19 protein-coding genes are annotated in these 23,246 nt (G+C 70.3%); 5 read left to right on the forward strand and 14 right to left on the reverse strand.

Annotated elements, in window-relative coordinates; translation table 11 throughout:
• Nucleotides 1–6 precede the first annotated feature (6 nt).
• Nucleotides 7–1,371, reverse strand: coding sequence for an aldehyde dehydrogenase family protein (locus ACFYWS_RS22575; RefSeq protein ID WP_389279371.1), 1,365 nt, complete (start codon nt 1,369–1,371; stop codon nt 7–9).
• A 19-nt stretch (nt 1,372–1,390) separates the two neighbouring features.
• Nucleotides 1,391–2,755 carry a glutamine synthetase family protein gene (locus ACFYWS_RS22580; RefSeq protein ID WP_389279373.1) on the reverse strand — a complete coding sequence of 455 codons (1,365 nt, stop codon included), beginning with the start codon at nt 2,753–2,755 and terminating at the stop codon, nt 1,391–1,393.
• A gap of 204 nt (nt 2,756–2,959) precedes the next feature.
• On the opposite strand from ACFYWS_RS22580, the gene ACFYWS_RS22585 reads away from it, so the two are divergent.
• A complete protein-coding gene (locus ACFYWS_RS22585; protein WP_389279375.1) occupies nt 2,960–3,658 on the forward strand; it encodes a gamma-glutamyl-gamma-aminobutyrate hydrolase family protein in 699 nt (232 codons plus the stop codon).
• Here ACFYWS_RS22585 and ACFYWS_RS22590 read toward each other — a convergent pair.
• Complete coding sequence (locus tag ACFYWS_RS22590; protein ID WP_389279377.1) at nt 3,612–4,598, reverse strand: phosphotransferase family protein; 987 nt, start codon at nt 4,596–4,598, stop codon at nt 3,612–3,614. The genes ACFYWS_RS22585 and ACFYWS_RS22590 overlap by 47 nt on opposite strands.
• A gap of 287 nt (nt 4,599–4,885) precedes the next feature.
• Nucleotides 4,886–5,821 carry a LysR family transcriptional regulator gene (locus tag ACFYWS_RS22595; protein WP_389279379.1) on the reverse strand — a complete coding sequence of 312 codons (936 nt, stop codon included), beginning with the start codon at nt 5,819–5,821 and terminating at the stop codon, nt 4,886–4,888.
• Nucleotides 5,822–5,891: 70 nt separating this feature from the next.
• On the opposite strand from ACFYWS_RS22595, the gene ACFYWS_RS22600 reads away from it, so the two are divergent.
• The gene (locus ACFYWS_RS22600) at nt 5,892–7,013 is read left to right on the forward strand and encodes a TDT family transporter (RefSeq protein ID WP_389279381.1); all 1,122 of its coding nucleotides are present in this window, start codon (nt 5,892–5,894) and stop codon (nt 7,011–7,013) included.
• On the opposite strand, the gene ACFYWS_RS22605 is transcribed toward ACFYWS_RS22600, so the two are convergent.
• From ACFYWS_RS22605 to ACFYWS_RS22620, 4 genes are all read right to left on the reverse strand, one after another.
• Nucleotides 6,982–7,698, reverse strand: a complete 717-nt coding sequence (locus ACFYWS_RS22605) for a helical backbone metal receptor (protein WP_389279383.1) — start codon at nt 7,696–7,698, stop codon at nt 6,982–6,984. The two genes, ACFYWS_RS22600 and ACFYWS_RS22605, sit on opposite strands and share 32 nt — an antisense overlap.
• A gap of 10 nt (nt 7,699–7,708) precedes the next feature.
• Nucleotides 7,709–8,296 carry a helix-turn-helix domain-containing protein gene (locus ACFYWS_RS22610; RefSeq protein ID WP_389279385.1) on the reverse strand — a complete coding sequence of 196 codons (588 nt, stop codon included), beginning with the start codon at nt 8,294–8,296 and terminating at the stop codon, nt 7,709–7,711.
• A gap of 154 nt (nt 8,297–8,450) precedes the next feature.
• Nucleotides 8,451–11,060, reverse strand: a complete 2,610-nt coding sequence (locus ACFYWS_RS22615; protein WP_389279387.1) for an ABC transporter permease/substrate binding protein — start codon at nt 11,058–11,060, stop codon at nt 8,451–8,453.
• Complete coding sequence (locus ACFYWS_RS22620) at nt 11,053–12,195, reverse strand: glycine betaine/L-proline ABC transporter ATP-binding protein (protein ID WP_389279389.1); 1,143 nt, start codon at nt 12,193–12,195, stop codon at nt 11,053–11,055. Before ACFYWS_RS22620 ends, ACFYWS_RS22615 begins: the two co-directional genes overlap by 8 nt.
• 304 nt (nt 12,196–12,499) lie before the next feature.
• Here ACFYWS_RS22620 and ACFYWS_RS22625 point away from each other — a divergent pair, with 304 nt between their 5' ends.
• The 3 genes from ACFYWS_RS22625 to ACFYWS_RS22635 are packed head-to-tail and all read left to right on the forward strand — an operon-like array spanning nt 12,500 to nt 15,285.
• Complete coding sequence (locus ACFYWS_RS22625; protein ID WP_389279815.1) at nt 12,500–13,408, forward strand: 5'-3' exonuclease H3TH domain-containing protein; 909 nt, start codon at nt 12,500–12,502, stop codon at nt 13,406–13,408.
• Nucleotides 13,409–13,458: 50 nt separating this feature from the next.
• A complete protein-coding gene (locus tag ACFYWS_RS22630; RefSeq protein ID WP_389279391.1) occupies nt 13,459–14,292 on the forward strand; it encodes a siderophore-interacting protein in 834 nt (277 codons plus the stop codon).
• 33 nt (nt 14,293–14,325) lie between these two features.
• Nucleotides 14,326–15,285 carry a pseudouridine synthase gene (locus ACFYWS_RS22635; protein ID WP_389279393.1) on the forward strand — a complete coding sequence of 320 codons (960 nt, stop codon included), beginning with the start codon at nt 14,326–14,328 and terminating at the stop codon, nt 15,283–15,285.
• 9 nt (nt 15,286–15,294) lie between these two features.
• On the opposite strand, the gene ACFYWS_RS22640 is transcribed toward ACFYWS_RS22635, so the two are convergent.
• From ACFYWS_RS22640 to ACFYWS_RS22665, 6 genes are all read right to left on the reverse strand, one after another.
• Complete coding sequence (locus ACFYWS_RS22640; RefSeq protein WP_389279395.1) at nt 15,295–16,860, reverse strand: cytochrome P450; 1,566 nt, start codon at nt 16,858–16,860, stop codon at nt 15,295–15,297.
• Nucleotides 16,861–16,908: 48 nt separating this feature from the next.
• Complete coding sequence (locus ACFYWS_RS22645) at nt 16,909–17,556, reverse strand: ATP/GTP-binding protein (protein WP_389279397.1); 648 nt, start codon at nt 17,554–17,556, stop codon at nt 16,909–16,911.
• A complete protein-coding gene (locus ACFYWS_RS22650) occupies nt 17,537–17,944 on the reverse strand; it encodes a DUF742 domain-containing protein (protein ID WP_389279399.1) in 408 nt (135 codons plus the stop codon). Before ACFYWS_RS22650 ends, ACFYWS_RS22645 begins: the two co-directional genes overlap by 20 nt.
• On the reverse strand, nt 17,941–18,348 hold the full coding sequence (locus ACFYWS_RS22655) for a roadblock/LC7 domain-containing protein (RefSeq protein ID WP_266721521.1): 408 nt from the start codon (nt 18,346–18,348) through the stop codon (nt 17,941–17,943). Before ACFYWS_RS22655 ends, ACFYWS_RS22650 begins: the two co-directional genes overlap by 4 nt.
• Complete coding sequence (locus ACFYWS_RS22660) at nt 18,345–20,039, reverse strand: ATP-binding protein (RefSeq protein ID WP_389279401.1); 1,695 nt, start codon at nt 20,037–20,039, stop codon at nt 18,345–18,347. The genes ACFYWS_RS22655 and ACFYWS_RS22660 overlap by 4 nt, the downstream gene beginning before the upstream one ends.
• 388 nt (nt 20,040–20,427) lie before the next feature.
• Nucleotides 20,428–23,238: a DEAD/DEAH box helicase gene (locus tag ACFYWS_RS22665; RefSeq protein ID WP_389279403.1), complete on the reverse strand. Its 2,811-nt coding sequence runs from the start codon at nt 23,236–23,238 to the stop codon at nt 20,428–20,430.
• Nucleotides 23,239–23,246 lie beyond the last annotated feature (8 nt).

Below are 23,246 nucleotides of genomic sequence, written 5' to 3' on the forward strand. Positions count from 1 at the left end.
AGGTGTTCAGGCCTCCGTGCTCTCCGTGCTGATGAAGACGTTCTTGGTCTCGGTGAAGGCGGCGAGGGCGTCAGGGCCGAGTTCGCGGCCGAGTCCGGACTGCTGGTAGCCGCCGAACGGGGTCCAATAGCGCACCGCGGAATGAGAGTTGACGGACAGATTGCCCGCCCGGACGGCCTGGGAGACGCGCAGGGCGCGGCCCACGTCGCGGGTCCAGATCGAACCGGCGAGGCCGTAGTCGGTGGCGTTGGCGAGGCGCACGGCGTCCGCCTCGTCGTCGAAGGGGAGGACGACGGCGACCGGGCCGAAGACCTCCTCGACGGCGGCGGGCGCGTCGGGAGCGGTTCCGGTGAGGACGGTGGGCGGGAACCAGAAGCCGGGTCCCTGCGGGGCCGCGCCCCTGATGGCGGGCTCGCACAGCGGAACGTAGGACCGCACCCGCTCCAGCTGCGCCTTGGAGATGAGCGGCCCCATCTGCGTCTTCTCGTCGGACGGGTCGCCGACGAGGACCGACTCCACGGCCGGGGCGAGCAGCTCCAGGTACCGCTCGTACACGGATCGCTGTACGAGGATGCGGGTGCGGGCGCAGCAGTCCTGGCCGGAGTTGTCGAGGAACGACATGGGGGTGGCCAGCGCAGCGGCCTCGACGTCCGCGTCGGCGAACACGATGTTCGGGCTCTTGCCGCCGAGTTCGAGGGTCACGCGCTTGACGCGGTCCGCGCACTTGGCCATGACCTGCTTGCCGACGCGTGCGGACCCGGTGAACACGATCTTGGCGACGCCCGGATGCTCGACGAGGGCGTCCCCGGCCACGGGCCCCTCCCCCGGGAGCACCTGGAACAGCCCCTCGGGAAGCCCCGCCTCCAGGGCGAGTTCGGCGAGCCGCAGAGCGGTCAGCGGGGTCGTCTCGGCGGGCTTGAGGAGCACCGCGTTGCCCGCCGCGAGGGCCGGGGCCGTGCCCCAGGCGGCGATCGGCATCGGGAAGTTCCACGGCGCGATGACGCCGACGACGCCGAGCGGTTCGAGGAGCGTGATGTCGAGGCCGCCGGTCACCGGGATCTGACGTCCGGTCAGTCGCTCGACGCCCCCGGCCGCGTACTCCAGGAGGTCGCGTACGTTGCCGGCCTCCCAGCGGGCGTTGCCGATGAGGTGACCGGCCTCGCTGACCTCCAACTGGGCGAGTTCTTCGAGGTGTTGGTCGACGGTGGCGGCGAAGCGGCGCAGCAGCCGGGCCCGGTCGGCGGGGGCGGCCGCCGACCAGGCGCGCTGGGCGCCGGTGGCACGGACGACGGCGGTGTCGACGTCCTCGCGGGTGGCGGGCGGGATCGTGGCCACGAGCTCTTCCGTGGCCGGGTTCAGTACGTGCAGCAAGGCGCTCCCCTTCACGGCGTCACAGCCTCTCGAATCCCCGGCGGAGTTCCCAGTCGGTCACGGCGGCGTCGTAGGCGTCGAGCTCGACGCGCGCCATGTTGCGGTAGTGGGCGACGACCTCGTCGCCGAAGGCGGCCTTGGCGAGCGGGCTGTTCTCCCAGAGCTCGGCGGCCTCGCGCAGGGTGGAGGGGACGTGCGCGTAGTCGGCGGTGTAGGCGTTGCCCGCGCAGGCCTCGGGGAGTTCCAGCTTGTTCTCCACCCCGTACAGGCCCGCCGCCACGAGCCCCGCCACCGCGAGATACGGGTTGACGTCCCCGCCCGGGAGCCGGTTCTCGAAGCGGGTCGAGCGGCCGTGGCCGACGACGCGCAGCGAACAGGTGCGGTTGTCGTGCCCCCAGGCGACGGCGGTCGGTGCGAAGGAGCCCGGCTGGAACCGCTTGTAGGAGTTGATGTTCGGCGCGTAGAGGAGGGAGAAGTCGCGCAGTGCGGCGAGCTGCCCGGCGAGGAAGTGCCGCATGAGCTCCGACATGCCGTGCCCGCCGGGCCCGGCCATCACGTTCACACCATCGGCGTCGGCGAGCGAGAGATGGATATGGCAGGAGTTCCCCTCCCGCTCGTTGTACTTCGCCATGAAGGTGAGCGAGCAGCCCTCCTGCGCGGCGATCTCCTTGGCGCCCGTCTTGTAGATCGCGTGCTGGTCGCAGGTGGCGAGGGCCTCGTCGTAGCGGAAGGCGATCTCGTGCTGCCCGGGGTTGCACTCCCCCTTTGCGGATTCGACCGTGAGGCCCGCGCCCGCCATCTCGTTGCGGATGCGGCGCAGAAGAGGCTCGATGCGGCCGGTGCCGAGGACGGAGTAGTCGATGTTGTACTGATTCGCGGGTGTGAGCCCCCGGTAGTTCGCGTCCCAGGCGTGCTCGTACGTGTCCTTGAAGACGATGAACTCGAGTTCGGTGCCGACCTGGGCGGTGAACCCCAGCTCGGCGAGGCGCTCCAGCTGGCGGCGCAGTATCTGCCGGGGCGCGGCGACGACCGGGGAGCCGTCCTCCCAGGCGAGGTCGGCGGTGAGCATGGCCGTGCCCGCGTTCCACGGGACGCGGCGCAGGGTCGACAGGTCGGGGTGCATGGCGAAGTCGCCGTAGCCGCGGTCCCAGGAGGACATCGCGTAGCCGTCGACGGTGTTCATGTCGGTGTCGACGGCGAGCAGGTAGTTGCAGCCCTCCGTGCCGTGCTCCAGGACCTCGTCGAGAAAGAAGCCGGCGGCGAAACGCTTGCCCTGGAGGCGGCCCTGCATGTCGGGGAACGCCAGGACCACGGTGTCGATCTCTCCGCCTCTGACGAGAGCGTGCAGCTCCTCCACGGTCAGCGGGGGTGTGCGGTCTGCCACGGGAAGATCCTCCTCAGGTGAACCGGAACCACAACGTAATCGCCGGGCTGCCACCTGGGAAGCAGCCACGTGGCACGCCGAGTGGACACTGCCCCGGTGGCGCTGCCCGCATGCTGAACGCCCCGGTGGCGCGCTCCGTGATCTCGTACGCTCGGGTGCTCGGGACGTACGGCATCGGGGAACGGCAACGGGGAGCGCGACACCATGGTGAGCAGGCCGCTGATCGGCATCAGCACCTACCTGGAGAGCAAGGCCAGTTGGGGCATCTGGGAGCTTCCCGCGGCGCTGCTGCCCATCGGTTACCCGCGGCTCGTGCAGGAGTCCGGCGGCCTCGCCGCGATGACACCCCCGGACGACCCGAAGCACGCGCCGTCGGTGGTGGCCCGGCTCGACGGGGTGATCATCGCGGGCGGCCCGGACGTGGATCCGGTCCGGTACGGCGCGGAGCGCGACCCGCGCACGGGGCCCGCCGCCGGGGAGCGGGACACGTGGGAACTCGCCCTGATCCGGGCCGCGTTGACGTCCGGCACGCCGCTGCTCGGCATCTGCCGCGGCATGCAGCTCCTGAACGTCGCCCTGGGCGGCACGCTCACGCAGCACATCGAGGGCCACGTGAAGGAGACGGGCACCTTCGGCACCCACACCGTCACTCCGGTGCCGGGCACGCGCTACGGCGACCTCGTCCCGGAGCCCGCCGAGGTCCCGACCTACCACCACCAGGCGGTCGACCGCCTCGGCAAGGGCCTCGTCGCCTCGGCCCACGCGGACGACGGCACGGTGGAGGCGGTCGAACTCCCCGGCATGTCCTGGGTGATGGGCGTGCAGTGGCACCCCGAGATGGGCGAGGACGCCCGGGTCACGGAAGGTCTGGTACGGGCAGCGGGTACGCCGCACGGTTTCTGAGCCGGGTCGTCAGCCAGGCCAGTGCGGCGGCGCCCTGCGCGCGCTGGAAGGGCCGGAGGGTGGGCAGGCCGGACGGCGCGGGCCTGGCCGCGTGCTCCAGGAAGAACCCGGCGAGCGCGGCGAGCGTCCGGGTGACACCCTCCGGGTCGGCCGCACGCCCCAACGGGTGCCCTGCGAACACCACTTCGGGGTCGGGCCCGCCCTGCGCCCGTACGCACGGCAGCATGAGCAGCAGGTCGAACCAGGGAGCGGCGCGCAGGGCGTGCGGCCAGTCCACGAAGACGACGTCGCGCTCGGTGAGCAGGATGTTGTCGGCGCGCAGGTCCGCGTGCGCGAGCGTGTCACCGGACGCGAACCCGCCCCAAGGCGCGGCGAGTTCGGACAGCCACTCGACGTGACGAACGGCCCACGGATCAAGCCCCGCATCCGCCACCCGCCCCTCGTCGAGCAGCACCCGCCACCCGTTGAAACGCTCACCGAGCTCCTCACCGACGGCGCGTGCGGGGAACGGGGCAGGCGTGAGAACACGGGCCAGCTCCCCCACGCCTTCCAGCACCCGCCCCAACTCCCCTGCCCGCCACGGCACATGGGGCTGCCGCCCCTCCACGTCCTCGAAGGCGAGGGCCACCCAGGTCCCGTCGTCGTACGCACCGAGCAACCGCGGAGCGGGCACCCCGTCCGGCAGCGCGGCGGCGTTCCGCGCCTCCCGGCGGTGAAAGCGCGGGCTGACCGGATTCACCTCACCACTGACCGCCTTCACGAACGCCCGCCGCCCGTCAGCAAGCACGACCCGCGCGGCGACCCCGGGCGAAAACCCCCCGACCTGCGTCACAGCCTCCACAACGGCGGCACCGAGCACTTCCTCGACCCCGATACGGACAGCCCCGGGCAACGCACTCCAGGGAGCACGCACACCGGCGGCGGAAGGCGCAGAGTTCATGAAGCGATGGTCCCGCCGACGACCATCGTCCCGCCACCCGGTTTCACTCGCCCCGCTCGGCTGCGAGTGACCATTTCATGCGGTCTCGACGGCGAGCGCCCACACCAAACAGCCCTGGCGGCGAGTGCCCACATCAAGCAGCCTCAACGGCGAGTGACCCATCAAGCAGTCCCGGCGGCGAATGTCCCACCAAGCAGCCTCGGCGGCGAGTGCCCACATCAAGCCCCTGCGGCGATTGAGCAGCGGGGTCCGGGGCAGAGCCCCGCGACCGCAACCCCGCCGCGGCCTCACCCAGATCGGGTCAGCGACAGCAGGTCCCTCGCAGGGCCCACCGGACGGTGACCCGTCGGCCACACCGCCCGCAGCTCCCGCGCCAGTTCCGCCCCCTCCAACGGAATCTCCACGAGCCGCCGCCCCGCCAACTCCTCCCCCACCGCCAACTCGCTCAGCACGGAGGGCCCCGCCCCACTCACCGCCGCCGACTTCACCGCGGTCGTCGACGACAACTCGATCAACGGCCGGGCGAGCCCGCCGAGCGCCGCGTCGAGCACCTGCCGCGTCCCCGACCCCTCCTCCCGCAGAATGAGCGGGGTGACGGCCAGCTCCCCCGCGGCCAGCGGCTTACGGCGACGCGCCCAAGGGTGCCCCGGCGCGGTCACCACGATCAGCCGGTCGTGCGCGATGACCGCCGAGTCGAGCCCCGCGGGGACCGTGCGCCCCTCCACGAACCCGAGGTCCGCCTCACCGCCGAGCAGCCGCTCCGCGACCACCGTCGAGTTCCCCGCGAGCAGCGACACCGCCGTGTCGGGCCGCTCGGCGCGCAGCGCGATCAGCCAGCGCGGCAGCAGATACTCGGCGATCGTCATGCTCGCCGCCACCCTCAGCCGCGAGTCGCGCCGGTCCCGCAGCGCCGACGCCCCCGCGTCGAACTGCTCGGCCGCCTCCACGATGGGCCGGGCCCAGTCCGTGACGAGCGCGCCGCTGTCGGTGAGCCGGGAGCCGCGCGGCGAGCGGTCGACGAGGGCGAGCCCGAGCTGCCGCTCCATCGACCGGATCCGGCTGCTCGCGGCGGGCTGCGTGATGCCGAGGGAACGGGCGGCGGCGCCGAGACTGCCGAGGCGGGCCACCGCGAGAAGCAGTTGCAGCGCGCCGAGTTCGGGCACGCGGTGGGCGAGCCCCGCGTCCGGTGCCTGCTCCGTGATCCCTGTGTACTCCTGGCTCATAAGGCCAGGTTATGCGCTCATAGCGCGATCGCCCCTGGTGGGGGCCGATGGCCGGCGGGACCGTAGGACCATGGTCACTGCCGCCCACTCCGCGCCCCGTCCCCTCCCCCTCCCGATGACCGGCGTCCGCGCCGCCGTCCGGCAGCTCGGCCCGAACTGGTACGCCTCCGTCATGGGCACCGCGATCATCGCCAACGGGGGCGCCACGCTGCCCGTCCAGTTCACGGGCCTGCGCACCGCCCTCACGGTGGTGTGGGCCCTGTCGTTCGCGCTGCTCCTCGTCCTCCTCGGCGCCCGCGCCCTGCACTGGACGCACCACCGCGACCGGGCCAGGGAGCAGCTGCTCGACCCGACGGCCGCGCCGTTCTACGGCTGCCTCTCGATGGCGCTCCTCGCGGTGGGCGCGGGGACGGTACTCGTAGGACAGGACTGGATCGGCCTCGATGCGGCGGTCGCCGTGGACGCGGTGCTGTTCGTGGTCGGCACGGCCATCGGGCTCGTCGCCGCGGTCGCCATCCCGTATCTGATGGTGGTCCGCCACCGCATCGCCGCCGATGATGCCTCGCCGGTGTGGCTGCTGCCGGTCGTCGCGCCGATGGTGTCCGCGGCCGTGGGTCCGCTGCTGCTGCCGCATCTGCCGTCCGGGCAGGCGCAGCAGACGCTGCTGTTCGCCTGCTACGCCATGTTCGGCCTGAGCCTGCTCGCGACCCTGGTCATGCTGCCGGTGATCTTCACGCGGCTCGTCACGGCGGGCCCGCTGCCGCTGCTGCTCACTCCGACGCTGTTCCTCGTGCTCGGCCCGCTGGGCCAGTCGACGACGGCCGCCAACAAGTTCGCCGACGTCGCGGGCGGCGTGCTCCCCGCCTCGTACGCGCACGGCTTCACCGCGTTCGCCGTCCTGTACGGGGTTCCGGTGCTGGGCTTCGCCCTGATGTGGCTGGCGCTCGCCCTCGCGATGGTGCTGCGGGCGCGCCGCCGGGGCATGCGCTTCGCGATGACGTGGTGGGCGTTCACCTTCCCCGTCGGCACGTGCGTGACCGGCGCGGAGGGCCTGGGCAAGCACACGGGCCTCGCGGTGTTCGACGGTCTGGCCGTCGTGCTGTACGTGGGGTTGGTGGCGATCTGGACCGTTGCCGCGGTCCACACGGGGCGCGGTCTGCTCAGCGGGCGGCTGCTCGCAGCGCCGAGCTGAGTTCCCCCGCCGCCTCCGCCAACGACGGCCCGTACCACGTCAGATGGCGTCCGCCGACCAGCACGCTCGCCCCCTCGAAGCACTCCGGTCCGTCGTCCGCCGTGAAGCGGTACGGCTCGTCCGGGAGGATCACCACGTCCGGGTTCCGGGCGCGGAGTTCGTCGAGCGCGATGCGTGGATAGCGCTCGGCGTGGCCCGCGTACACGTTGTCGACGCCGAGCCGGGCCAGGAGGTCCCCCGCGAAGGTGTCCCGGCCGAGCACCATCCACGGCCGCCGCCAGATCGGCACGACGGCCGACAACCTGCGCTCAGGGGTGGGCAGTCGGTCCCAGGCGGCCTCCGCGGCGTCCAGCCACCGCGGCCGCGTCACCGCCCCGCACGCCCGCAGCAGCCAGTCCAACTCCCGTACGGCCTGCGGCAGTTCACGCACCTCGGTGACCAGCACCTCGACGCCGGACGCGCGCAGGTCGGCGATGTCGGCCGGCCGGTTCTCCTCCTCGTTGGCGACGACCAGGTCCGGACGCAGCGCGAGAACCGCTCGTACGTCGGGGTTCTTGGTGCCGCCGATCCTGGCCACGTCGAGATCGGGCGGATGTGTGCACCAGTCGGTCACGCCGACGAGCACCCCGGGCAGCGTCACGGCGACCGCCTCCGTCAGCGACGGCACCAGCGAGACGACGCGCACGGCGGCGGGCCTACTTCGGTCCCGGCTCGTCGACCGCGTCGATGTGCTCGGCGACGGCCACGACGACCACGCGCGCGTCCGGCACGGTCGCCCGCCACCGGTGCCGCACGCCACCGGTCAGGTACAGGGTGTCACCGCGGACGAGCCGGTACGCGCGCCCCTCCGCCTCGACCTCCACGGCGCCCTGCGTCACATACATCAGCACGTCGTTGCGGAGCTGGAACTCGCGGCCCGGATCGTGGTCGCCGACGAACTCCTGGGCGTGCATCTGGTGGTGACCGCGGACCAGGGACCGTACGACGAACCCCTCCGCGTCCTCGCCGGTACCGCTCTCCACGGAGGTGTCGTCCGCGCGCACCAGGTCCACGGTGCGGGCCGGGTCGGCGGCGGCGAGGAGCTCGACGGCGGTGGTGCCGAGCGCGTCGGCGACCTTCTCCAGGGAGCGGCGGCTGGGCCGCGCCCGCTCGTTCTCGACCTGGCTGAGGAACGGCACCGACAGGCCGCTGCGCTCGGCGACGGCCGAAAGGGTCAGTTCGAGGGAGCGGCGGCGGCGTCGGACGGCCGCGCCCACGCGAAGTGATTCCTTGTGTTCGTCCATGACGTCCGCTCCCTCCCACTTCTTGATGTGCCCGATTCGTTTGAATGCACCCTACGCATGTTCACCCCGCGGTTTCATGTGAGCGCCACAAACGCCGTGAGGGGCGGGCCCCTCTCGGGAACCCGCCCCTCACGGGCGATCACGCGTCAGACGGTCAGGAAGCGGTCATCCGCTTCGCGACGTCCTGGTGCGTCTTGAGCCACGTGGAGACGGCTTCCTCCTCGTGCCCCTGACCCTGCTTCTTGATCACGGACTCCAGGCTCGCCAGCTCGTCCTCGCTCATCTTGAAGTTCTTGAACCACTTCGTGAGCTGCGGGTACTTGCTGGGGAAGTCCTTGTTGGAGATCGTCCGGATCGTGTTGCCCTCACCGAACTTCTTCTTCGGGTCGGCCAGCTTCGTCAGCTTGTAGTCGCTGTACGCCCAGTGCGGCGACCAGAGCAGAACCGCGACCGGCTCCTTCTTGGCGTACGCGCGCTTGAGCTCGGCCAGCATCGCCGGCGTGGAGCCGTCGACGACCTTGTACTCCTTGTCCAGGCCGTAGCCCGGCAGCACGTCCTTCTTGGCGGTGCTCATGACGCCGGTACCGGGCTCGATACCGATGATCTTCCCGTCGAAGGTCTTGCTCTTGCCCTTCAGGTCCGCGAGGGACTTGATGCCCTTCACGTAGGACGGGACAGCGACTTCCAAGGAGGTCGGGCTGTACCAGGTGCCCAGGTCCTTGAGCTTGTCCTTGTTGGCATCCCAGTAGTTCTTCTGCGCGTGCGGCAGCCAGGCGTCGAAGTTGACGTCCAGGTCACCACTGGCGAGGCCGGTGTAGACCGGGCCGACGTCCATCTGCTTCAGATTGAGCTTGTAGCCCTTCTTCTGCAGAACGTTCTTCCAGAGGTACGTGACCGCGACGTCCTCGTCCCACGGGAACCACGCGACGTTCACCGGGCGCTTGGCCTCGGCCGGAGGCCCCTGCTTGACGGGGGCCACCTTGTTGACGAAGCCGGGGTTCTTCTTCAGCCACGCCTTGACGGCGTCCTGCTGCTTGCCCTTGCCGACCTTGTTGATCTCGGCCTCAAGACTCGTGAGCTGCGTCTCGCTCATCTTGAAGTCCTTGACCCACTTGTTGACCTCGGGGAACTCCTTGCCGAAGCCCTTGCGGGCCAGCGAGTGCACCCCGTCGCCCTTGCCCCAGGCACCCTTCGGGTCCTTGAGCTTGGTGAGCTTGTAGTCGTTGTACGCCCAGTGCGGCGACCACAGCGTCGTGGCGATCGGCTTCTTCGCGGCGTACGCACGCTTCAGCTGCGCCAGCATCGCCGGCGTGGAGCTGTCGACGACCTTGTACTCCTTGTCGAGGCCGTAGGCCTTGAGGACCTTGCTCTTCAGCAGCTGCATCTCACCGGCGCTGGCCTCGATGCCGGTGATCTTGCCGTCGAACTTGTCGGCCTGGCCCTTCAAGTCCTCCATGGACTTGATGTCCTTCATGTAGGACGGCACAGCCAGCTCAAGGGACGTGGGCCCGTACCAGGAACCCAGGTCCTCAAGCTTGTCGCCGTACTTCTTCCAGTACTGCTCGTGCGTCGTCGGCAGCCAGGAGTCGGTCTGGAAGTCGACGCTGCCGTCGGCGAGCGAGGTGTAGAGCGGGCCTGCGTCGAACTGCTTGGTCTCGACGTCGAAACCGCGCTGTTCGAGGATCTCCTTCCACAGGAACGTCGAGGCGACGCCCTCGTCCCACGGGATGTAGCCGATGGAGATCTTCTTGCCCTGGCCCACGTTCGTGGACGTGGCGGCCGGGGAGGTGGCGGCGTTGTTCTGGCCGAACATGCCCATGCCGCCCGCGACCAGCGCGAGAACGACGACACCGACCACGGCGACCGCCGGACGGGGACGGTACGACCAGATCTTCAGACCGTGCGCGACCCGCAGCTTCGCCAGAGCGCGCCGCCCCAGCGGGGAGACCTGCTGACCCAGCGAGCTGGTCATACGGTCCAGGTAGACCGCCAGGATCACGATCGAGATACCGGCCTCGGCACCCAGACCCACGTTGAGCTGGCCGATGGCCTCGTTGACAGCGCCACCGAGACCACCGGTGCCGACCATGCCCGCGATCGCGGCCATCGACAGGCCCAGCATGATGACCTGGTTGACACCCGCCATGATCGTCGGCAGCGCCAGGGGCAGCTGCACGCGCCACAGGGTGTTGCTGGGCTTGGTACCGAACGCGTCGGCCGCCTCCACCAGCTCCTTGTCGACCTGCCGGATACCCAGCTCGGTCATACGCACGCCCGGCGGCACCGCGAAGATCAGCGTCGCGACGATACCGGCCGGTGCACCCGAGCCGAAGAACAGAATGGCCGGGATCAGGTAGACCATCGCCGGCAGCGTCTGCATCAGGTCGAGGACCGGACGGAACAGATTGCTGACCCGGTTCGAGCGCGCCGCCCAGATACCCAGCGGCACACCGATGATCAACGCGATGATCGTCGACACGAGGACGAGCGACAGCGTGAGCATCGCGTCGTCCCACAGTTCCAGGTTCTGGATGAACCAGAACCCGATGAACGTCAGTACGGCGCCGAGTGTGCCGCGCAGCCAGAACGCGATGACGGCGAAGATGCCCGCCAGCAGCAGCGGCTCAGGCGCCTGGAGCACCTCGCTCAGACCGTCGTAGACGCCGTTGAAGATGCTCTCGAAGAAGCCGAACAGCCAGTCCAGGTGGGTCAGCATCCACTGGACGATGCTGTTGACCCAGTCACCGAAGGGAATCCTAGGCACCGGCATTCACCTTCTCGGCAGGCTCGTCGCCCTCGCCACGCGGCGACGGGACGGCGTCCTTCTTGTCCTTCGTGAGGCCGGCGGCCTCACCGTTCGTACCGTTCTCGACGGTCTTCATCGGCTCACCGAGCACGGCGAGCAGCCGCTCGCGCGGCACCACACCCTGGAGTTCGCCCTCGTCGTCGACGACGGCGACGGGTATCTCGCTCGTCGAGCACGGCGTGAACAGCTCGATGATCGGCGCGTCCTGGTGGATCTTCGCCGGGGCGTCGGCCATGTCGTAGCCGTCTTCGGCGTCGGCCATGATCGCCCGCGCGCTCAGCACGCGGGAACGGTCGACGTCCTGGGTGAAGGAGGCCACGTAGTCGTTGGCCGGCGTGACGAGGATGTCCTCGGCCGAACCGATCTGGACGATCCGCCCGTCACGCATGACCGCGATGTTGTCGCCCAGACGCATGGCCTCGTTGAGGTCGTGGGTGATGAAGACGATCGTCTTCTTCAGCGTCTTCTGCAGCTCAAGGAGCTGGTCCTGCATGTCACGCCGGATCAGCGGGTCCAGCGCACTGAAGGACTCGTCCATCAGCAGCAGATCCGCGTCGGTGGCCAGCGCGCGGGCCAGACCCACACGCTGCTGCATACCGCCGGACAGCTCGTCGGGGAAGGACTTCTCCCACCCCTCAAGACCCGCCAGCCGCAGCGCCTCGACCGCCCGCTCCTCGCGCTCGGCACGCGGAACGCCCTGCACCTCCAGTCCGTACCCCGCGTTCTCCATCACGGAGCGGTGCGGGAACAGCGCGAAGTGCTGGAACACCATGCTGATCTTGTGCGAGCGGACGTCGCGCAGCGCCTTGGGCGCCAGGGCAGTCAGGTCCTCACCGTCGAAGCGCACGTGTCCCGCGGTGGGCTCCAGGAGTCCGTTCAGCATCCGCAGGAGCGTGGACTTACCGGATCCCGACAGACCCATGACGACGAAGATCTGGCCGGACTCCACCGTGAACGACGCGTCGATCACGGCGGCGGTGGTTCCTTCGGCCCGCAGCTCCTCACGGTCTGCACCACTGCGGAGCTTCTCCACAGCCTCATCGGGTCGTCTGCCGAACACCTTGTACAGGTCTTCGGCTTCAAGCCTGGACACATACACCTCTCGGGTCGAAACAACACGGCCCGCCTCCCCCGCCGGCGGGCCGTAGAGCGATACGGATCCGTCCGCTTGACCGGTCGACCTCAATAGTTGAAGTACGGACCGGCACCGCTCCGTGGCCGCGCCTGCCCCCGTTTATCTCAAACAAACGGGGGAGTTACCCAGTTCACAGTGTGTTCACTCACGCAGATCGCATACTTACATTCGGTGACTGGCAGAGGTGACTGTCAGTGGCGTGCGGCATGATGCGAACGTGACCCAGACGACATCCACGACAGGATCGGCGGACCGGCGCCTGATGCTGCTCGACACCGCATCTCTGTACTTCCGGGCCTACTTCGGGGTGCCGGACTCGGTGAAGGCCCCGGACGGCACCCCGGTGAACGCGGTGCGCGGCCTCCTCGAATTCATCACCCGCCTCGTGCACGACCACCGCCCCACCCACCTGGTGGCGTGCATGGACGCGGACTGGCGCCCCCAGTGGCGCGTCGACCTCATCCCCTCGTACAAGGCGCACCGCGTCGCCGAGGAGACGTCGGCGGGCTCGCCGGACGAGGAGGAGATCCCCGACACCCTCTCCCCCCAGGTCCCGATCATCGAGGCCGTGCTCGACGCGGTGGGCATCGCGCGCGTGGGCGTGGAGGGGTACGAGGCGGACGACGTGATCGGTACGTTCACGGGGCGCGCCGAGGGGCCTGTCGACATCGTCACGGGCGACCGTGACCTGTTCCAGCTGGTCGACGACAAGCTGGAGCGGCGCGTGCTGTACCCACTGAAGGGTGTCGGCACGCTCCAGGTGACGGACGAGGACCTGCTCCGCGAGAAGTACGGGGTGGACGGCGCCGGATACGCGGACATGGCGCTGCTGCGCGGCGACCCGAGCGACGGACTGCCGGGCGTGCCCGGCATCGGCGAGAAGACGGCGGCGAAGCTGCTCGCGAGCTACGGGGACCTGGCCGGGATCATGGCGGCCGTCGACGACCGGAAGTCGAAGCTGACACCGACACAGCGCAGACGGCTCGACGAGGCGCGCCCGTATCTGGCGGTGGCGCCGACGGTGGTGCTCGTCGCGGGCGACGTGCCCCTGCCGGAGGTGGACACGGCTCTGCCGCACGAGCCGCACGACGCCGCCGCCCTTGAGGAGTTGGCGGCCCGCTGGGGCTTGGGAGGTTCTTTGCAGCGCCTCCTCACCACCCTCTCCGAATGAGGTGTTAGCTTAGGTATACCTAACTAATAGTGGATCAAGGGAGACCGCCCATGGCCGAGCGCCCCGCACGCCCGCCCCGCAAGGCCCGCTCCGCACAGGTCGTGCGCGCCGAGAGCCTCACGCCGCACATGCGACGGGTGGTGCTCGGCGGTGAGGGGCTCGCGGACTTCCCGCAAGAGCTCGAACACACCGACCACTACGTGAAGTTGCTCTTCGCTCCGGCGGGGGTGACCTACGAAGAGCCCTTCGACATGGCCAGGATCCGCGAGGAGCTGCCCCGCGACCAGTGGCCCGTGACGCGTACGTACACGGTGCGCGCCTGGGACCCGAAGACCCTTGAGCTCACCCTCGACTTCGTGGTGCACGGCGACCAGGGCCTGGCCGGGCCGTGGGCCGCGGGCGTCGAAGGGGGCGAGACCATCCACATGATGGGCCCCGGCGGCGCCTACCACCCCGACACCACGGCGGACTGGCACCTCATCGCCGGTGACGAGAGCGCCCTGCCGGCGATCGCCGCCGCCCTCGAAGCGCTGCCCGAGGGCGCGCGGGCACACGCCTTCGTCGAGGTCGAGGGCCCCGAGGAGGAGCAGAAGATCGACTCCCCCGTCGAGGTCACCTGGCTGCACCGCGCGGGCCGCCCGGTCGGGCAGGCGCTCATCTCCGCGGTGACCGGGCTCGACTTCCCCGAGGGCCGCCCGTCCGTGTTCGTGCACGGCGAGGCGGGCTTCGTGAAGGAGCTGCGCCGGCATCTGCGGGTCGACCGCGCGATCCCGCGCGAGGACCTGTCGATCTCCGGCTACTGGCGCCTCGGGCACAACGAGGACGGCTGGCAGGCCTCGAAGCGCGACTGGAACGCGCAGGTGGAGGCCGAGCAGGAGGCCTGATCCCGCGCCCCGGCCGCCGTACCCTTTCCCTCTGTGAGAAGACGCAAGCGCCCCACCCCACCGCCCTCCCCGCTCCCGCAGCGCGCAGGCATCGACGCCGTTCGCGTACGGATGCCCGAGGGCGGGCCGGGGCGCACCGTCCGGGATCACCTCGTGCACCGGCTCCCCGCCGAGGACGCGGTGATCGACCAGATGATCGCGCAGGGGGCGTTCGTGACCGCGGACGGCCGTCCGGTCACCGCCGACAGCCCGTACGAGGTGGGCGGCACCGTGTGGTTCCACCGGGAGCTCGCGCCCGAGGTCCCCGTACCGTTCGCCGTCGACGTCGTGTACCGCGACGAGCACATCGTGGTCGCCGACAAGCCGCACTTCCTCGCCACGACGCCGCGCGGCAGCCATGTCACCGAGACCGTGCTCGCCCGGCTCCGCCACGACCTCGGCATCGAGCGGCTGAGCCCGGCCCACCGCCTCGACCGCCTCACGGCCGGGCTCGTCCTGTTCGTGGTGCGGCCCGAGGAGCGCGGCAGCTACCAGACCCTGTTCCGCGACCGCCGGGTCACCAAGGAGTACGAGGCGGTGGCCGCGTACGACCCGGCGGTGGAGCTCCCCGTCACCCTGCGCGGCCGGATCGAGAAGGAGCCGGGACGGCTCGCCGCGTTCGAGGTGCCGGACGGCGAGCCGAACGCCGAGAGCCGCATCGAACTCGCCGAGCGCAAAGGGGACTTGGCGCTGTACCGGCTCACCCCGCACACCGGCCGCACGCACCAGCTGCGCGTCCATATGAACCGTGTCGGCCTGCCGATCCTCGGCGACCCGTTCTTCCCGGAAGTCGCCGAGCGGGCGGCGGACGACGACTTCCGGCGTCCCCTCCAACTCCTCTCCCGGACCCTGGAGTTCACGGACCCGGTGAGCGGCCGCGAGCACCGCTTCGCGAGCCGAAGGGAACTCACGGCCTGGACCTCGCACGAGGAGTGGGAGCGGGGACCGGGTTAGGAAACCGGCTCACTCACCGCGCCACCAGCGCAGGAAACGCTGCCAGACGCCGCCCCCGGCCGGCTCCTGCCGGTGCGGACGCGCGGACGGGCGCGGCGGTTGCACGACCGGTTCGGGGGCCACCGGCGGGGCGGGCGCGGCCACGGGCGTCGTGACCGACGGCGGCGTGGCCGACCGTGGCGTGGCCGGCGGCGACGTGGACGGCAGGCCCGAAGTGATCTTCCAGTCCGGCCGCTGCGAGGGCAGCTGGCCCGGCTGGGTCTTCACGTCCTGCGGCGGACGCGGCGTGAAGTCCACCGGCAGCTCCACCAGGTGCCGCCCCATGATCGTCGAGACCCACCTCAACTCGCTCTCGGCGACCTCGAGTTCGGCGTCGGGCAGCCGCATCAGAAACGCGTCGACCCCGATCTCCGCCACCGCACGCCCGATGTCCTGCCCGGGGCACTCGTGCGGGCCGCCACCGAACGCGAGGTGCGAGCGGTTGCCCATCATGTGCGCGCCGGGTTCGGGGCGCACCCTCGGGTCCGCGTTGCCCGGCTGGATGCCGAAGATCAGGCCGTCGCCCGCGCGGATGCGCTGCCCGCCCAGCTCCGTGTCCGCCTTGGCGAAGTAGCCGACGTTGGCGCTGAACGGCGGCTCGTCCCACAGCGACTGCTCGACCGCCTCCGGCACGGTCATCTGCCCGCCGTTGAGCCGCGCGCGGAACCGGGGGTCGGTGAGCACCACACGCAGCACGTTCGCGATGAGGTTGGCCGACCCCTCGTACGTGGCGATGAGGATGAGCCGCAGGGTCTGCGCCACCTCGTCGTCGGTGAGCCCGGAGGGGGAGGCGATGAGGGTGCTGGTGAAGTCCTCCTCGAGCGGCGCGGCGCGGCGCCGCACGGCGAGGTCCATCAGGATGCCCATCAGGTACTCGTTGCAAGCGATGGCCGACTCACCGCCCTTGAGCAGATCGCGGGTCGCCTGCACGATGCGCTCGCTGTAGGCCTCGGGGGCACCGAGCAGCTCCAGCATCACCATCATCGGGAGGTGCTCGGCGAACTCGCTGACGACCTCGCACCTGCCGCGCTCGGAGAACCGGTTGATGATCTCCTGCGTGGCCCTGTTGATGGAGCGGCGCAGCTCACGGTGCTGGACGGTCTCGACGGCGGCGGTGACCGGGCTGCGCAGCCGCAGATGCTCGGCGCCCTCCTCCATCGCGCACATCGGCTGCCAGGTGAAGACGGGGGCGAGCGGGTGCGTGGGCCCCGCGGTGCCGTCCCTGACGGCGGTCCAGTTCCGTGAGTCCCGGTTGAACAGCGAGGTGGTGCTCACCATCTGGAGGTTCTCGCTGTGCCCGAGCACCGCCCACATGGGTACGTCCTCGTGGATGAGCGCCGGGGCGACCGGGCCGTACTCCGCGCGGAGTTTCTCGTAGACGCCGGCGAGGTCCGCGTCGGCCTCGGGACCGTAGAGCCGGCGCAGGCCGTCGGGGCCGAGGGCGTGGGCGGGGCAGCCGGGCGGCGGCGCGAGCGCGGCGTCTGCGGGTGCGTCGAATCCGGCGGGCGACTGCGGAGGTTGGGAGGGTGACGTCACGGGTTGGCTCCGGTCGGTGTGGTCGACAGAAATTCGGTTGAGCGGCACTCAGGCGTGGTGCAGCGCCATCTCGTGCAGGAATCGCATCAGCGTGAGCAGCACCTCGCGGCTCGACGCCCTGCGGCGCACGTCGCACTCGACGATGGGGACGTGGGGGTCCAGGTCGAGCGCCGTGCGCAGCTCCTCCGTGGGGTAACTCGGCCCGTCGGGGAAGGTGTTGTTGGCGATCACGAACGGCACTCCGCGCTCCTCGAGCCGCCCGATCACATCGAAGCTCACTTCGAGACGACGGGTGTCGACGAGCACGACGGCGCCGAGCGCGCCCTCGAACAGGCCGTTCCACAGGAACCAGAACCGCTCCTGCCCCGGCGTGCCGAAGAGGTACAGGACGAGTTCCTCGGTGATGCCGATCCGGCCGAAGTCCATGGCCACGGTCGTGGCAGTCTTGGTCTCCGAACCGTAGTTGTCGTCGACGCCGATGCCCGCCTGCGTCATGGTCTCTTCGGTGGTGAGCGGCCGGATCTCGCTGACGGAGCCGACCATGGTGGTCTTGCCGACACCGAAGCCGCCCACGATGACGATCTTGACGGCCGACGTGACGGTGTCGGGCAGTCGTTCCTCGGCCCGGGGCCCCGGGATGTGAGCGCTCATCGCGGTGTCGGTCCCGGCCGTGCTGTCAGAGCTTCTGTAGTCCATGCATCACCGCTTCGAGAAGGGAACGGTCCGCGACCGCGCCTCGGATCACCGGCGCACGCGCCTGCACCAGCTCGGCCGCGAGGAGTTCGCCGAGCAGCACGGTGACCACGCTGAACGGCAGTTGGAGGTAGGCCGAGATCTCAGCCGTCGACAGGGGCGTCTTGCACAGGCGGATGACGGCGGCCTGCTCGGGCGGCGACGACGGTGGCGGATCACCGCGCGCCACGATCAGGCTCACCAGGTCGAGCGGCACGCGGTCGCTTCCGTCGGTGCCGCCCGTGATGACGTAGAGACGCTCGGGGTCGGGTTTTCCGTCGCCCTGCTGCGGGCGTCGCTCACGCTTGGGCGGCGGTTCCCTGAACGGTGGTTCGGGGGGACGGTACGTCATACGGTCTGGCCGTTGCGCCGGGGCGGGCTCGTCAGATGGGCGCCGATCCGGATGACGAGGTCGCGCATCTGGTGGCTGACGAGGCCCGCGTCGACGAACTGGTCGGCGAGCACGGCGAGATACGCGCCCTTGCCCGCGGCCATCAGATAGAAGAAGCCGCCGTCGACCTCGATGATGACCATGTTCATCTTGCCGCTGCTCTCCGGGATTTCCGTGGCGACGGCGGAGGCCAGGGACTGAAGTCCCGCGCAGGCGGCGGCGATCCGGTCGGCGGCGTCGGGGTCACCGCCGTAGCGGGCGATGCGCAGCCCGTCCGAGGAGAGCACGACCACCTGCTTCACATTGGGCACGCACTCGGCGAGCTCCTTGAGCATCCAGTCGAAATTGGCCCGTTGCTGGATCACTGACGGTCTCCCTCGTCGACCTGCTGGTTGTACGCGTCGTCATGCGGCTTGGCCGAGATCTCCGGGTCCTGCGCGGTGTGCCCCACCGCGTCGGCCGTCTCCGCCGAGCCCCCCTCGGGCCTCAGTCCATTCATGAACGCCTCGACCCACAGGCCGGGTTCGGGCTGTTCGGCCCCTCCGTGCCGGTCCGGCTCGCCGGGTGCGGCGGAGGCCGGGGCCCCGTACGCCGCGGGGCCGGGCTCCGCCGCGGGTGGCGGCATCGACAGGTCCGGGTTGCGGGGCGTCACGATGATCTGGTCCTCGATGACCTTCGTGTCGTACTTCCTGCGCCGCTGCGGCAGGCCGTTGGGCCGCCATTCCGTGACCACGGGAACGTCGTCCTCCATTGCGGCGACGAGCGGGGCGGAGGGGCGCGGGCCAGTGACGGGACGCGGGCCCGTGGTGGGACGGCGCGTCTTCTTCAGCCGCGGCTCCTCCTTGACCGGTAGGCCCTTGTGGTCGACGCGGGGCACGGCGGAGGCGCCGATGCCGTGGGCGAGGCCGGGGGCGGGCTGGGTGCTCAGCATGGCGCGCGGCACGACGAGCACCGCGCGCACGCCGCCGTAGGCGGACTGGCGCAGCGAGATCTGCATGTCGTACATCGCGCAGAGCCGGCCCACGATCGCGAGACCGAGCCGCGGATTCTCGCCGAGGTCGTTGAGGTCGTAGCCGGCCTTGGCCTTGTCCAGCATTCCTTCGGTCTTGCGGCGCTGCTCCTCGCTGAGGCTGACGCCGCCGTCCTCGATCTCGATGGCGACGCCTGTCTGCACCTCCACCGCGGTGACGTGCACTCGGGTCGTCGGCGGCGAGTAGCGGGTCGCGTTGTCGAGGAGTTCGGCGCAGGCGTGGATGACGGGCTCGACGGAGACGCCCCTGACGGCCACGTCGCAGATGGCGTGCAGGTCGATACGGGGGTATTCGAGGATGCGCGACATGGCGCCGCGCAGCACGCTGTAGAGCTTGACGGGCTTGGGCCACTGGCGCCCGGGGCGGGCGCCGCCGAGGACGGTGACGGAGTCGGCGAGGCGGCCGATCAGGGCCGTGCCGTGGTCGACGCGCAGCAGGTCGTCGAAGACCTCGGGGTTGCGGCCGTGGTCCTCCTCCATCTCGCGGAGTTCCTCTGCCTGCTTGTGCACGATGGCCTGGACGCGACGGGCGACGGAGACGAAGGCGCGCTGCGCGGCGTCCCGCATCGTGATCTCGTTGTCGATCTCCCTGAGGGCCGCACTCATCAACTCGCGCTCGCCGGCCGTGACATCACGGAAGGCGGGCTCGGAGTCGCAGGTGTTGCGGACGGCGTCGTACGGCTTGTCGCCGATGATCAACCGGTCCAGGGCGTGCGGGAAGACCTCCTTGGCCACCCGCATCGTGCGGTGCTCCTGGGCGGCTATATGGGCTTCCAACTCGGCTACGTGCTGGGTGTACCGGGCGCGCTGTGCCCTGTTGACGCGGCCACGGCGGACCGCTTCGGCGGAGACGGCGAGCACGAGGAGCACGCCGAGCGCGCCGCACAGGGCGACGGCCGGCCGGGCGGGCTCCGTGACCAGGGCGGCGGCTGCTCCGGTGGCGGCCGCCAAGACCATGGCGGGCAGCAACAGCACGCGCAGATAGGGGACTTCTCGGCCACCGGGAGGCGATTGAACACTCACCATGTATGCCCTCTGAACGGTCGGGTCTGGGAACGTCTGAGATTCAGGATGGTTCGTCACGCTTCATGTGCGCCGCATTACGGAACTTTGGCGCAGAAGGGAACAAGCGGCCGAATCCATCTCAACTCGGTGCGCTGCGAGCGAGCTTAGTCCCGCCGGATCATTGCCGTGTCATATTCAGCAAGGCCCTGAAATCGGCCCCACGACAGGAATACACTCGCTGCATTTACACGCTCGGTCGTGATTCGCACACGTGGAGCAATGGCGTCCGCGCGCGCGAACGCACCCCAGCGCAACGCCTCCGAAGCGCAACGCCTCCGAACGCAGCGGCGGGCCCACCCGGAATCCAGGTGGGCCCGCCGACGTACGTCCTGCTTCCGCTCCGGGGCCGCTACCCCACCGAGGAGTAGGCGACGACTCCCCTGCGCACGGCGTCCACGGCCTTGCGCGCGTTCTGCCCCACCGTGGAGCCCTCCCTGGGCGCGGCCGCCGCGATCTGCCCCAGCACGTCGATGACCTGCTTGCACCAGCGCACGAAGTCACCGGCCGGCATCTCCGCCTCCCGCAGCACCTCGTCGAGCCCCTTGCCGGAGGCCCACTGGTACGCGATCCAGGCGAAGCCGAGGTCGGGCTCGCGCTGGCCCACCCCCTCCGCCTGGTTGATCCGGAACTCCTCCTCCAGGGCGTCGAGCCTCCCCCAGATCCGCACCATCTCGCCGAGCGCCGCCTTCGCCCTGCCCGCGGGCAGCTTGGGCGCGAGCGCGTCGTCCGCGACCCGTGCCTCGAAGACCAACGCCGAGACGCACGCCGCGAGTTCGGCCGGGCTGAGACCCTCCCAGACACCGTCCCGCAGGCACTCACTGGCGAGCAGGTCCAGCTCGCCGTAGAGGCGGGCGAGCCGCTTGCCGTGCTCGGTCACCTCGTCGCCGCGCAGATAGTCCATCTCGGTGAGGAGCTTGACGATGCGGTCGAAGGTCCGCGCGATCGTGTTCGTGCGCCCCTCGATCCGCCGCTCCAGCTGCCCGGTGTCCCGCTTGAGCCGGTAGTAGCGCTCGGCCCACCGCGCGTGGTCCTCGCGGTCGGAGCAGCCGTGGCACGGGTGCGCCCGCAGCTCGGCCCGCAGACGGGTGATCTCCCGGTCGTCCGCGGCCTGCGAGCGGCCCTTCTTCTTGTGCCGGTCGGGCACGATGTGGCCTGCCTTGGTGCGCAGCGCGGAGGCGAGATCGCGCCGGGACTGCGGCGAGCGCGGGTTGAACGACTTCGGGATCCGCATCCGCTCCAGCGCCTCCACGGGCACCGGGAAGTCGATCGAGGCGAGCCGCTTGACCTGCCGCTCGGCGGTCAGCACCAGCGGCCTCGGCCCGTCGTGGTGCTCGAAGCCGCGATGCCCGTTGGACCGGCCGGCCGGCAGGCCCGGGTCGAGCACGAGCGCGAGGCCCGCGAACTTCCCCGTCGGTACGTGGATGACATCGCCCGGCTTGAGCTTCTCCAGCGCCGCGGCCGCCTGCACACGGCGCTGCGCGGCGCCCTGCTTGGCCAACTCGGTCTCGCGGTCCTTGAGTTCACGCCGCAGCCGCGCGTACTCCTCGAAGTCGCCGAGGTGGCAGGTCATGGACTCCTGGTAGCCCTCGAGCCCCTCCTCGTTCTTCTGCACCTGCCGCGAGATGCCCACGACCGAACGGTCCGCCTGGAACTGGGCGAAGGAGGTCTCCAGAAGCTCCCTCGACCGGTGGCGGCCGAACTGCTCGACCAGGTTCACCGCCATGTTGTACGACGGCCGGAAGCTCGACTTGAGCGGGTACGTGCGCGTGCCCGCGAGCCCCGCCAGGTACTCGGGGCTGAAGCCGCGCTGCCACAGCACCACGGCGTGGCCCTCGACATCGATGCCGCGGCGTCCGGCGCGGCCCGTGAGCTGCGTGTACTCGCCGGGCGTGATGTCCGCGTGCTGCTCGCCGTTCCACTTGACGAGCTTCTCCAACACCACCGACCTGGCGGGCATGTTGATGCCCAGCGCCAGCGTCTCCGTCGCGAACACGGCCTTCACCAGGCCGCGTACGAAGAGCTCCTCGACGACCTCCTTGAAGGTCGGCAGCATGCCCGCGTGGTGCGCCGCGATGCCGCGCTCAAGGCCTTCGAGCCACTCGAAGTAGCCGAGGACGTGCAGGTCCTCGTCGGGAATCGCCGCCGTGCGCTCCTCGACTATCGAACGGACCTCGGCCCGCGCGTCCTCGTCGTTGAGCCGAAGGCCCGCGTACAGGCACTGCTGGACCGCGGCCTCGCAGGCGGCCCGGCTGAAGATGAACGTGATGGCGGGCAGCAGGTTCTCGGAGTCGAGGCGCTCGATGACCTCGGGGCGGCCCGGCGTCCAGATCCGGGAGCGCTGCCTGCGCTCCCGCTCCCTGTCGGCCTCGCGCATGTGCCGGCCGCGTCTGCGGTCCTGGTACGAGGGGCGGCTGGCCTCCATGCGCGCCATCCGCGTCAGGTCGGGGTTGACCGCCTTCCTGCTGCCCTCGCCCTCCTCGAAGAGGTCGTACATCCGGCGCCCGGCGAGCACGTGCTGGAACAGCGGCACGGGCCGGTGCTCGGAGACGATCACCTCGGTGTCGCCGCGCACGGTGTCGAGCCAGTCGCCGAACTCCTCCGCGTTCGACACCGTCGCCGACAGGGAGACGAGTGTCACGGACTCCTGGAGGTGAATGATCACCTCTTCCCAGACGGCGCCACGGAAGCGGTCGGAGAGATAGTGCACCTCGTCCATGACGACGTAGCCGAGCCCGAGGAGCGACTGCGAGCCCGCGTACAGCATGTTGCGCAGCACCTCGGTGGTCATCACGACCACGGGCGCGTCACTGTTCACACTGTTGTCGCCCGTGAGGAGGCCGACCTTGTCCGCGCCGTAGCGCTTCGCGAGGTCCTGGTACTTCTGGTTCGACAGGGCCTTGATGGGGGTCGTGTAGAAACACTTCTTGCCTTGCTCCAGGGCAAGGTGTACGGCGAATTCGCCGACGATCGTCTTGCCGGAGCCGGTGGGCGCCGCGACCAGGACGCCCTTGCCCGCCTCCAGCGCCTGGCACGCCTCGATCTGGAAGGGGTCGAGGCCGAAGTCGTACATCTCGCGGAAGGTCGCGAGTGCGGTGGCCTGCTCGGCGGCCCGCTTACGGGCTGCCGCATACCGCTCGGCCGGAGAGAGGTCCTCTGTCATCGTGCTTT

This window comes from Streptomyces sp. NPDC002795, from assembly GCF_042888725.1.
Lineage (GTDB): Bacteria > Actinomycetota > Actinomycetes > Streptomycetales > Streptomycetaceae > Streptomyces.

Coding starts and splice junctions, on each gene's coding strand:
- ACFYWS_RS22585 (WP_389279375.1), top strand. CDS start 2,960: ATGGTGAGCAGGCCGCTGATCGGCATCAGCACCTACCTGGAGAGCAAG.
- ACFYWS_RS22590 (WP_389279377.1), bottom strand. CDS start 4,598: ATGAACTCTGCGCCTTCCGCCGCCGGTGTGCGTGCTCCCTGGAGTGCG.
- ACFYWS_RS22595 (WP_389279379.1), bottom strand. CDS start 5,821: ATGAGCCAGGAGTACACAGGGATCACGGAGCAGGCACCGGACGCGGGG.
- ACFYWS_RS22600 (WP_389279381.1), top strand. CDS start 5,892: ATGGTCACTGCCGCCCACTCCGCGCCCCGTCCCCTCCCCCTCCCGATG.
- ACFYWS_RS22610 (WP_389279385.1), bottom strand. CDS start 8,296: ATGGACGAACACAAGGAATCACTTCGCGTGGGCGCGGCCGTCCGACGC.
- ACFYWS_RS22625 (WP_389279815.1), top strand. CDS start 12,500: ATGCTGCTCGACACCGCATCTCTGTACTTCCGGGCCTACTTCGGGGTG.
- ACFYWS_RS22630 (WP_389279391.1), top strand. CDS start 13,459: ATGGCCGAGCGCCCCGCACGCCCGCCCCGCAAGGCCCGCTCCGCACAG.
- ACFYWS_RS22645 (WP_389279397.1), bottom strand. CDS start 17,556: ATGGACTACAGAAGCTCTGACAGCACGGCCGGGACCGACACCGCGATG.
- ACFYWS_RS22650 (WP_389279399.1), bottom strand. CDS start 17,944: ATGACGTACCGTCCCCCCGAACCACCGTTCAGGGAACCGCCGCCCAAG.
- ACFYWS_RS22660 (WP_389279401.1), bottom strand. CDS start 20,039: ATGGTGAGTGTTCAATCGCCTCCCGGTGGCCGAGAAGTCCCCTATCTG.
- ACFYWS_RS22665 (WP_389279403.1), bottom strand. CDS start 23,238: ATGACAGAGGACCTCTCTCCGGCCGAGCGGTATGCGGCAGCCCGTAAG.